At 46.1% G+C, this 10703-nt stretch carries 10 protein-coding genes; 1 reads left to right on the forward strand and 9 read right to left on the reverse strand.

Annotation, left to right across the window (positions count from 1 at the left end; all coding sequences use genetic code 11):
• Window positions 1-471: 471 nt before the first annotated feature.
• The 8 genes from CH376_RS22800 to CH376_RS22840 all read right to left on the reverse strand — a co-directional run bounded on the left by CH376_RS22800 (window position 472) and on the right by CH376_RS22840 (window position 8655).
• Window positions 472-1665, reverse strand: coding sequence for a chloride channel protein (locus CH376_RS22800; RefSeq protein ID WP_420843588.1), 1194 nt, complete (start codon window positions 1663-1665; stop codon window positions 472-474).
• Between the two features lie 73 nt (window positions 1666-1738).
• Complete coding sequence (purM, locus tag CH376_RS22805) at window positions 1739-2848, reverse strand: phosphoribosylformylglycinamidine cyclo-ligase (protein ID WP_100787012.1); 1110 nt, start codon at window positions 2846-2848, stop codon at window positions 1739-1741.
• Between the two features lie 46 nt (window positions 2849-2894).
• Window positions 2895-3503 (reverse strand): adhesin Lsa19, encoded by a 609-nt coding sequence (gene lsa19, locus CH376_RS22810; RefSeq protein WP_420843589.1) that lies wholly within the window; start codon window positions 3501-3503, stop codon window positions 2895-2897.
• 142 nt (window positions 3504-3645) lie between these two features.
• Window positions 3646-4194, reverse strand: coding sequence for a cupin domain-containing protein (locus CH376_RS22815; protein ID WP_100787014.1), 549 nt, complete (start codon window positions 4192-4194; stop codon window positions 3646-3648).
• Between the two features lie 465 nt (window positions 4195-4659).
• Window positions 4660-5253, reverse strand: coding sequence for a sigma-70 family RNA polymerase sigma factor (locus CH376_RS22825; RefSeq protein ID WP_165781804.1), 594 nt, complete (start codon window positions 5251-5253; stop codon window positions 4660-4662).
• A gap of 4 nt (window positions 5254-5257) precedes the next feature.
• Window positions 5258-6034, reverse strand: coding sequence for a glutamate racemase (gene murI, locus CH376_RS22830; RefSeq protein WP_100787017.1), 777 nt, complete (start codon window positions 6032-6034; stop codon window positions 5258-5260).
• A gap of 33 nt (window positions 6035-6067) precedes the next feature.
• Window positions 6068-7372: a pyridoxal phosphate-dependent aminotransferase gene (locus CH376_RS22835; RefSeq protein ID WP_100787018.1), complete on the reverse strand. Its 1305-nt coding sequence runs from the start codon at window positions 7370-7372 to the stop codon at window positions 6068-6070.
• Window positions 7373-7548: 176 nt separating this feature from the next.
• Window positions 7549-8655: a S1C family serine protease gene (locus CH376_RS22840; RefSeq protein WP_100787019.1), complete on the reverse strand. Its 1107-nt coding sequence runs from the start codon at window positions 8653-8655 to the stop codon at window positions 7549-7551.
• Between CH376_RS22840 and CH376_RS22845 the strand changes: the two genes are divergently transcribed.
• Window positions 8654-9745, forward strand: a complete 1092-nt coding sequence (locus CH376_RS22845; RefSeq protein ID WP_100787020.1) for an aminopeptidase — start codon at window positions 8654-8656, stop codon at window positions 9743-9745. The genes CH376_RS22840 and CH376_RS22845 overlap by 2 nt on opposite strands.
• A gap of 393 nt (window positions 9746-10138) precedes the next feature.
• On the opposite strand, the gene CH376_RS22855 is transcribed toward CH376_RS22845, so the two are convergent.
• Window positions 10139-10703: hypothetical protein (locus CH376_RS22855; RefSeq protein WP_420843587.1), on the reverse strand; the 565-nt coding region annotated here is incomplete at its 5' end.

Below are 10703 nucleotides of genomic sequence, written 5' to 3' on the forward strand. Positions count from 1 at the left end.
GTATTCGATACGGTGTGCCTTTCCATCCTCTTGAAAACTCCGTTCCATTGAAGGTAAGGATTCACAACGGAAGTTATTTTTTTGAATATTCTAAAAATACAATGTAGGAACGAAAGAGACATTGTTTCCGATCTTGAAAAATTCAGAGTTTGTCCGAGAACTTTCAAAAACCGCGCACAAGACTTTGTCGGATCGTAATAAAAGCGATGGAGTTCCCACAGATTCGGTCCCTTTAGCGTTTTATAAACTTTCTAACGGAAGATTGTTGTTCAATTTTTATGGGAGTTCCCACATTTTGCGAAACCTTATTTCTCGCTTCTATTAAGTTTAGCCGATTTTTGGGTAAGTTCGCATCTTTTCGACGGACTTTACCGTAGTTTTAGATCAAGGTGGACGGAACTCCGGCCAGAAAGATTTCAAGGAAATAATTTGCGGACTACGTTTAGGCGGAGTTTATTAGATCTTAAAATTCTAACCTTCTTTTCCCTGCGTTGCAATGAACGGCTCTTTCGGAGAAAGAAAATATCCGCTTAGGCTCGCGATCAGAACCGGAGTAAAATTATACAAACCGGTCAGCTCGGACAAGAGTATCGTGGTAGAAATCGGAGTTTTGGTGACCGAGGCGTTCACCGCGGCCATCAAACAGATCATGAGAAAGGATTCATTTTCAGTCGGTAAAATTCCGAAAAGAAGTTTTCCGGCGCACGCTCCGAGAAAAAAAAGAGGAATGATTACGCCTCCTCTCCATCCCGTGGTAACGGTCGTCGTTATCGCAAACGTCTTCCAAAAAATCAAACCCGCAAGAAAAACAAGAGTAAATCTTCCCTCTACGATTTGATTGAGTTGATCGTGACCGAAAAACCGAGTTAACGGAATCTGCCATGCTATGATTCCCAAAACCAAACCGCCGAGTGCGGTCTTCCAGTAGATCTTTCCCGGAATTTTAGAATAGATCCAACGATTGGTCAAAAATAAACCGTGAAACATCCAGCCGATACCCGCCCCCAACGCTCCCAAAAAAAGAGCATATAAGAAATCTTGAATATCTCCCGGAACATACTGAGGGAATTGCCAAGTCGGTTGAAGTCCCGCGTGAGTCATCCATAGGAAGACGAAAAAGGCGGAAGTACTCGAAAGAAACGCCGGTAAAAGTGCCTTGTAATATTCGACTACGTGTCTGTGTTGTAGGATTTCAAGTGCGAATAACGCGCCGCCCAAAGGAGAACCGAAAAGAGAAGTAAAGCCCGCGGCCATTCCGGCGATCGTCATCGATCGGTATTCTTCCCCGGTCAATCCGAGCTTTTCGGCGAACCAGTTTCCAAAAGAACCGGTGATCTGAACCAGAGGAGCCTCGGGACCGGCGCTTCCGCCGGAAGAAATACTCAAAAGGGAGGAAAGCGCCATGGAAGGATTCTGGCTCGCTTCCAGTTTTCCTCCCCTGAAACGTATATTATCGATTACTAATGAGATTTCGCCGGGTTCCCCGAGAAAGTGAATGATCAAACCGACCAAAAGTCCTGAGACGGTCATAAAAGGAATGGTAAGAATTCCGCTTACGTTCGACGCCCAATGAGTCAGATATTCGATGAGCATCCAAAACGCCGCGGAAAACAGACCTCCCACAACGCCCAAGATGACGTAAAAAAAAGTAAGTCTCGAGAGCATAAACGGATTCTTTCTGGAAATAACCAGAAGCGGAGACCGCAGAAGATCAACGAGCTTAATCATTTCTTCGCTGTTAGACGAACTGAACTTCTTCTTTATTACCGGAGACGATCTCCCCGATCCAATGCACGGATTCTCCGGAGGATTCCAAAAATCGTTTGGCGGAATCCACATTCTCCTCCGAAACGATCAGCATATAACCGATTCCCATATTGAACGTTGCGAAAAGTTCCAACTCTTCGAGCTTTTGATCCTTCTTGATCTTTTCGAAAAAATATCCGGAAGGAATTTTATCTTTGAAAAATTTCGCCTTAGATCCTTGAGGAAGAACTCTCGGAACATTCTCCTGATATCCTCCGCCCGTGACATGCACCATTCCCTTAACGGGAACCTTTTGCAAAAGTTTTAATATACTTTCCACGTAGATCCGAGTGGGTTTGAGCGCGTAGTCTCTTAGGAAGTTCACCTGTTCCGGATCGGACGGAAGATATTTTCCATCCTTCAGGAGCAGCTTTCGAATGAGGGAAAAACCGTTGCTGTGCGGCCCGCTGGATTCCAACCCGAGAATCTGATCCCCCGGTCGAATGGAACTACCGTCTATCATCAGATCTTTTTCGACGGCCCCGACTACGAAACCCGCGAGATCGAATTCGTCTTCTTTCATCGTGCCGGGGTGTTCCGCGGTTTCGCCTCCGAGGAGAGCCGCGTTAGACAGCTTGCAACCTTGTACGATTCCAGAGACGATCTGATCCATTTTTTCCGGATCCAATTTTCCGCAGGCGATATAATCCAGGAAGAATAACGGTTCTCCTCCGCAAACGAGAATATCGTTCACACACATCGCGACCAGATCGATTCCGACCGTGTGAAACGTATTGAGAAGTCTCGCGAGTTCGATTTTGGTTCCGACTCCGTCGGTCCCGGAAAGAAGAATCGGTTGATTGTATTTTTTAAGAAAACTTACGTCGAAAGCTCCCGCAAATCCGCCGAGGCCGCCGAGAACTCTGGGACCGTGAGTGGATTCCACGTTGCGTTTGATCTTCTGAACAAACTCTCTTCCTTTTTCCGTGTCCACACCGGCGCTTTTGTATGTAATCTTTTCTTCCATTCTTAGGATCCCGACTCTTTTTAGAATAGCTTGGAAAAGACAAAATCCCTGCACACAAAAAAAAACCGGATCCATACGGGAAATCCGGCACTTAAGGACGAAGATTCGGGAATTCAGGAAATCATTTCATCTGGTCGATTTGCTCCATCGCGGAGAGTTCTTCTTTGGCTGCGACTCTCGTTTTTAATTCTTTTTCGCCCGGTTTAAGATCGACGGCTTGGCCCGCTTCAATCAGAACCTTTGCGTTATCGGACTTACGAGTGATCTCGACGGAACCTTCTCTCACGGCAAAGGTGCCGGATTCGTCTTTACCGTTGACTCTTCCCCAAAACTGAGTTCCCCGCACCGCGGCAACAACGGTGGGAGTATCTACAGTAAGGCTCTGGCCTTTTGTAAGTTTGGAGGCCTTGATCAAAACGTTGCCTTCGGCTACTTGAAAGGAAACGGTTTCCGCATTGAGAGAAGCGACGGTCGCGGTACTTCCTCCCAAAAGACGAAAACTTCCGAGCTTGGATGTCAAGTCCAGCACGGAGTCGTTTTCGGTTTGAACCGATTGTTTTTCCGCAACGTTCGCGAGAGGAGAAAGTTGTTTGCCTGTGTCCACAACGGAAGCCTTCCCTTTTAGAAAGGTGACTACCGCGTCCGAACTTTCGGCGACTTTCGGCTTACAAACGTTCAAAAAGAATAATACCGCGATTGCGGTCACAAAACGGATCATATACTCTCCGATTGAATCCTCCGTGAGGAGTTTTCGTATTATACACGAAATCGGAAAAATCGGATCGAAATTTTAGCGTTTATTTAGGAAATTTATTTCAAAATTTTTTAAACAGACTTTGGAAATTTATTTCCAAAGAAAGGCCCTTCGAAATTTAGGAAAAAAATTTCTCGGATTCGGCAAAGTCGGCGGCGCCGGCAACGATTAAGAATTCCGCGCCCTTCGAAGTGGAAAATTTCTTATGAAAGGAACCGGGATTCGCGCGATGAAAATCTCCAGCCGAAATCGAGGTGCCCGCTATGCTCAGGTCGCCAGAGATCAGATAACAATCTTCGGAACTTGAATGAGCGTGCCCCGGAAAGACGGCTCCGGGTTCCATGCGAATGATAAGAGTGACCGTGTTGTGGATTTTATCCTTGTTTAGAATTTTATAATCTACTCCCGGGAAAGCGGACTTCTTCCAATGAGAATCGGACTTGCGGACGAAAAGAAAATTTCCTTCTTCCGTTTTTTGTTTCAAAATGTTGGAAATAATTTTTTTCTTTAAGGAAGAATCCGGTTTCACTTCGGGAAGTGAAAAAATTCCGAATCGATGAAAGATCTCCTCCAACTCTTTTTCGGAAGCAGAAGAGGAAAAGACATCTTCTGGAAAGACAAAACTTTCCCAGTTCTCAGTCGAATCCGTGTTTCTATCTTGGTTCATCTTTGAATTCCTCGCTAAAGAATGGGATCCCTTAAATTCTTACGTTTCAAGTTGCGATCCGGATCGTTTATTTTCAGCGAACATTTTCGTTTTTTATCGGCAATCGAAGGAAGAATAAAAGCCGCCGCCGATAAAAAAGCTGAGCTCCTGCAAATCGAATCCGAAGCCTTTGTCGGAGTTCCGACAAAGCGAAACGTCGATTTTCTACTATGCAAGATTCGATTTTTCCGATATACGGAATTTCGTCCGATTTTTTCCCGCGAGCCCGCCTCCTCCACCCGATGAGGGTGGGGGCCGAAATTCACGGAGGAACGTCGTAGTTCCCACAAAGGCCGGATCTCAAGTTGACTTTTTTCTCTTTTTCCGAATTCTCGAAGAGCAGGAAAACCTACGTTATCTGTCACATCCAATCCAAAAGAGCCGACAAAACGAAACTTCATCCGATTTTCGTCCTCCCCTTTCATCCTAAAAGTTCCAACCTTTGAGCTGATCTCTGAGTTGAGACAAGCCGTTTCTAATCCGGGATTTCACGGTTCCCAACGGAAGTTGAAATTTCTCGGCAATCTCGCTCTGGCTGAGCCCGCTCCAATACGCTTCTTCCAGAAGAATCGAAATTTCCGGCGAAAGATTTTGAATCGCTTCCTTCATCCGACTCCTCAAGGAAGAATCAAATACCTCCTCAAAGGCCGGATCTTTTGCGGAAGAATTCGATGACAGAGTTTCTTGAAATTCGCGCGTTCGATTTCGATTCCTAAAATCGGAGGACCGGACCTTAGTAATCGCCGCGTTACGCGCAATCGCAGACATCCAAGTCAAAGGAGAAGAACGTTCCGGGTTAAACTGATCCGCCTTTTTCCAAAGTACGGTAAACACTTCCTGAAGAACTTCTTCGCTTTCCTCTCTCTGCATTAGAATTTTGTAAACTATCGAGTAGAGAAGATTCCCGTATAGATCGTAGAATTTTTCAAGACAACGGGCGTCTTTTTGTGCGATCCCTGCGATTAAACGCAGGGCCTCTGAAACGTTTTTTTCCGAAGGCCTAAAATCCGAATCCGACAACGGATCAAACCCCTTCCTCTGAATTCAAAAGAAGGTCCGCCAATCGGAAATGAAAATCCTCTTCGCTGTTTAAAAGAAGTTTGTATTTTGTTTTTTCGCTCCCGGCGAAATCGGAACTTGTCGCCGATTTTCCGAGAGAATTGAGAAGGTGTTTGATCGTACCAGAATTTCCGTCATACAACTTCAGATCCGGAATATTTTTTAAAAAAATATCCTTTAGAAAAACGTAATGTGTGCATCCCAACACCGCGATCTCCACGCCTTCTTCCCTGAGATCCCTCAGGATCGGCTGTAAGTATTCCTCGGCGCCGGCAAAATCCCCGCGGTCCACAAATCCCGCAAGTCCTGGACAGGAAATCGGAAGAAGCAGATCGTCCGCGTTCAATTCTTTTTTGAGTTTCTGAAGTTTCTCTTCCTTCTGAGTGACCGGCGTAGCCAAAAGTGCGACCCTCTTTCCGGGATTTTGTAATATCGCAGGTTTGATCGCGGGTTCCATTCCGAAGATCGGTATGGAGAATTCCTTTCTCAGCGTTTCGGCCGCCGCGGACGTAGCCGTGTTGCAAGCGAGCAAGATCGCTTCTACTTCTTCCCGGATCAACCGGTTGCAAACGTCTCTCGTGAGATCCAAAACTGCGGATACTTTTTTTTCGCCGTAGGGGCTGTTTTTGAGATCTCCGAAATAGACGACTTCCAGGTCGGCTTCGTATTTTAGAATTTCCTTAAGTACGGAAAGACCGCCCATCCCGGAATCCATCAACCCGATCTTGAGCGGCCCTTTCAAATTAAAAACCCCATTCTTAGAAGAAGTTTAACGTTAGGCAGAAGCGATATACTCACCGATTTTTTCTCGAAGGGTTTTGTAGATCCAATTGAATTTTTCTTCGTCTTCCTCGAGCAAAGTCACTCGGAACCCGTCCATCTTTGTACAAAATGCGGACAATGGAACCACGCAGATTCCGGTCGAGGCGAGAAGATAATAGACGAATCTCCGATCGTTCGCGGCTTGCGCGAGAAGCGGTTGTATAAAATCGGAGGCCTTCTGATTCTCCACTTTCAACTTCATGGAAGAATTGAGAACCCCGTTCTCGAAAGCTACAGTCAGATAAAACGCGCCCTTAGGTTCTACGACCTTCACGCCTTTGAGTCCGGCGAAAGCTTCGGTCGCGAGCCGTGCGCGTTTTTTAAACTTCTCGTTTCTCCTCTTGAGATGAGGAACGAATTCCGGATGGGAATAGACTTCGGGAATCGTCATCTGAGGCAGGGTCGTGGAACAGACTTCCAACATCTTTGCGTCTAACAACGATTTCACGTAACGGCTAAAGACCGGATCCTTGTCCTTGTTGAATATCTCCAACCACCCACAGCGTCCTCCCGGCCACGGAAATTCCTTCGATATGGAACGAAGAGCCATTCCCGGAACCCGGTCTCCGATCACTTCGGAAAGATGAAGCGGTCCCGCGTCCGAATAATTCACGTGAGCGTACGTTTCGTCGCAGATCAGCATCAGATCGTATTTTTCACAGATCGCCACGATTTTCTTCATTAGAGTTTTATCATATACCGCGCCGGTAGGATTGTCCGGATTGATAAGCAGAATTCCCGCGATCGAGTCGTTGTATCGGACCTTGTTTTCGATGTCTTCCAGATCCGGCATCCAATTGTTCTCAGGAAGAAGATTGTACGTTAAGTGTTCATATCCGCTGTGAGCGGCTTCCGCGGATGATATCGTGGAGTATGCAGGACTCGGTCCGAGAACGCGGGCTTCCCTTCTCATAAAACCGAAAATTTTTGCGACAGCGTCTCCGAGTCCGTTGAAAAAAAGAAGATCGTCCGCGGTGATCTGCGCTCCCCCTCTTTCGTTCACTTTTTCCGCGAGGAATTTACGGGTCGGTTCGTATCCCTGTGTGGCCGTATATGCCCAGGATTTATCTTTGAGAACCAGATCGGAAACGATCTCCTTCATCCAAACGGGAATCGTCTCCCCTTTTTGAATCGGATCTCCTATGTTTTCATAAGTGATCTGAAGTCCCAATGCCTCCAGTTTTTTTGCGACGGCTACGATCTGTCTGATTTCATAGATCAGAGCATCCGCTCCGCTGTGAACGATGTTTCTTCTCATCCCGTCCTGCCCTCTTTTCTATATTATCGATTTTGCATGAGTTTTTTGAAACTGCGATAGCGATTGCAGCGGAAATTCCTTTAGGAATTGCAGCGAAAAGCGCGGTCGCGAGCCTTCTTTAGAAAGAAACTCCGCGAGCGAATCGCCCCGAAATTTCTTTCGCCCAACTCAGTTTTTTATTTCTGAATCAATTTCACCGGAAGTTCCAACATCGTTTTGTCCCGGTAGATACGGAGCTTGATCTTGCCCCCCAGTCCCACTATTCCAACCTGTTCGCGCAGATCATTAATATTTTTGATCGGAGCTCCGTTCGCCTCGAGAATAAAATCATAACGTTTGATTCCGCCGACTTCCGCAGAAGATTGAGGATCCATATCGTAAACCAAAACACCCGTCCAAGAATCCGGAATTCCCAAAGCCGTCCTATGATCCGGAAGAGGCACCGTCGCCATCACTCCCAAGATCGCGGGACGGATATGTCTTCCCTGGTTGGATTCGATCATTCGTATGATCTTGAGCGCGTAGTTGCTCGGGATCGCAAAACCGATTCCGGAGTTCCTTCCGGTCTCGCTCCGTATCAGACGATTGATTCCGATCACTTCTCCGTAGATATTCAAAAGGGGTCCGCCGCTGCTCCCCGGATTGATCATACTATCGGTCTGGATATGAGTCTGACCCGTTTCGTCCAAATCTTCCCGATACTTTGCGGAAACCACTCCGACGCTAAAGGAACGTTCGAGACCGAAAGGAGAACCGATCGCGATCGCCCAATCTCCGACTTCGATCCGATCCGAATCTCCGAAAACGATCGGTGTCAAACCGGAACCTTCCCGGATTTTCAAAAGCGCGATATCCGCTCTTTCATGGCTCCCCACGTATTTTGCGGAATGAATTCCTCCGTTCGAAGTGATCACTTCGATACTTTCCGCGCCTTCGATGACGTGATAGTTCGTGACGATATATCCCTTCTCGTGCACAAAAAATCCGCTCCCAAAAGACGCGAGCCTTTCGTTTCTAAAATCGAAGTAGTGATAAGGACTGGAAATCGATTCGGTTTTTTTGGTTCGGATCGAAACGACCGAATCTTTTACGAGGTGATATACGTTTCGAAACGAATTCTGAATTTCGATCGCGGACTTTTGTTCTCCGGCTGAGATCGGTCTTTTACCGGAGAAAAGAGAAGACAGAGCGCAATCCTTCGGAAAAATCAGAACTCCAATGAGAGCGACCAGAAGAATTCCGTTTAAAACTACGATCCTCGGAAGCGTGCGAAGTAATTCCATGTTAGAACCTAAATTCTATCCTGGCGATTTTCCAAACAACCGTAAATCGAAAACTTTGATCCGAATAGGACGAATCGCGATTCTTCTTTTTTGCGTCTTGAGTTTTCAAAACTGCGTGGGTTATCTCTGGCACTTGGGAACCGGACAACTCGACATCCTTCTCAAAAGAAGATCGATCGAAGAAGTCATCCGAGATCCGGATACGAAAGAAGAATTAAAACGCAAACTCAGGGAAGTGGAACAATTCCGCGAATTCGGAATCAAAGAATTGGCCCTGGAACCCGCGGCCGGTTTTAAATCCTTCGTTCAACTCGACAGAGAAGAATTGGGTTGGCACGTAGCGGCTTGTTATCCTCTCAAGTTGGAATCTTACACTTGGTGGTTTCCGATCGCGGGAACCGTTCCCTACAAAGGTTATTTCAGTTTAGAAAAGGCCAAAGAGGAAGAAAAAGAACTCAAAGAAAAAGGATTCGATACGAGAATCCGAATCACCGCCGGATATTCCACGCTCGGCTGGTTCGAGGATCCGATCTTTTCTTCCCAGTTGGACGGAAAACCGCACGAGATCGCTTCCTTGGTGTTTCACGAAATGGCCCACGCGACGGTCTACTTTCCGGGTGACTCCGTCTTTAACGAGAGTTATGCGAGCTTTGTCGAAGAAGAAGGAGCCTTTCGTTATCTCGAATCGATCGAAGGAAAGCAAAGCCCTCTGAAAAAGGAAATTCTACTCGGAAAGGAAGAATCCAAAAAGTTAAAGACCTTTCTCGTGGAAACCGCCGCCAAACTTAAAGTATTGTATGAAGGTCCGGAGAACGATTCCGAAAAACTCGCGGGCAAAAAAAGAATCCTGGACGAATTCAAAAAATCAATCCTCGCGGCGAAGGAAGAATTTAAGACGATTCGTTTGGAAAAACTTTCGCAAAGAGAATGGAACAACGAGGACTTTATCGGATACTTACGTTATCATTCCGGAAGCGATTTTTTTAAGATGGAATTCGCAAAGGCCGACTTCGACTTCCCCAAGTTTCACGAAAGAATGAGAAAGTTAGTCTCCCTTTCCAACGAAGAAAGAAAAAAACTTTTGCGGTAAACGTTATCTTGATATACTTTGAAACAACAAAATCATTCACTCGAAAAAAGCAAAATCTTAACCACAAGTGGACTGAATCTTTAGAAGAATCTGTCGTAAGAACGACAGTCCTCAGTGAAAGCCGCGCGCCCCACCCTGATTGGGTGGAGGAGGAGAGGTGGCGGGAAAAAATCGGGAGATTTTGCTCTATCAGAAAAACCTTATCTTTACAAGTAAAAAACTTCCCACTAAATGTAGGAACTCCTACAAAATTCCCCTAAAAATCCGAGTGGACTCGGAATCACTTTCCGACTTGTGGGCGACCCAAGGGTCCCGTAGATTCGAAAAAATCGTCCCGTCCCTGATAAAAAAAGGGTCAGTCCCGAGATCGTTTCAAAAAGACGTTTTCTAACCTCATTCCTCCAAAATAAAACTGTTCGTATAAAGACGATAACCGTTCCAAACGCGATCCAACGGATAAACTTCCTTGATCGCATCCAAAGATTCCTGAAAACGAATGTAGAGAGGAATCCTCGATCGACTTCTCTTTGTTAGGCGTTTTAAAAAATCTACGTGAGCCGTATCCGCCTGATCGCCGATAAACACGACGCCCGGACCGATAAAACCCTGGGCCAACCAATAAAAAGCGTCCCTATAATTTACGATATCGTATCGATCTTCCTCCAGATAAGAAGAAGTAAAAATCCAATTTCCCTTTCTCTGCGGACCCAAGGAATCGGAAACGTTCCTGCCTCCGATCGTAAGACTTACCTGGTTTACGATTTCCAGAGGATATTGAAGCACGTACAGACGACTTTTCGTATCGGAACCGAGATCGCCGGAGCCTACTTCCAAGGCCTGTAAATCCTTTAAGGTTTTGCGCCAAGATTCATCCGTTTTGGAACTTGCTAAAAATTGAATCTGATAATCCGAATTGAATTCTTCTTTGGTCGAAAAAATAGGATTCGCGATCAAAGAC

This window comes from Leptospira adleri (assembly GCF_002811985.1).
Taxonomy (GTDB): Bacteria; Spirochaetota; Leptospiria; order Leptospirales; family Leptospiraceae; genus Leptospira; species Leptospira adleri.

Excerpts from the sequence above, each read along its gene's own strand:
- CH376_RS22800 (WP_420843588.1), bottom strand. The coding sequence starts at position 1,665 with ATGCTCTCGAGACTTACTTTTTTTTACGTCATCTTGGGCGTTGTGGGA.
- purM (WP_100787012.1), bottom strand. The coding sequence starts at position 2,848 with ATGGATCCGGTTTTTTTTTGTGTGCAGGGATTTTGTCTTTTCCAAGCT.
- CH376_RS22815 (WP_100787014.1), bottom strand. The coding sequence starts at position 4,194 with ATGAACCAAGATAGAAACACGGATTCGACTGAGAACTGGGAAAGTTTT.
- CH376_RS22835 (WP_100787018.1), bottom strand. The coding sequence starts at position 7,372 with ATGAGAAGAAACATCGTTCACAGCGGAGCGGATGCTCTGATCTATGAA.
- CH376_RS22845 (WP_100787020.1), top strand. The coding sequence starts at position 8,654 with ATGTTAGAACCTAAATTCTATCCTGGCGATTTTCCAAACAACCGTAAA.
- CH376_RS22840 (WP_100787019.1), bottom strand. The coding sequence starts at position 8,655 with ATGGAATTACTTCGCACGCTTCCGAGGATCGTAGTTTTAAACGGAATT.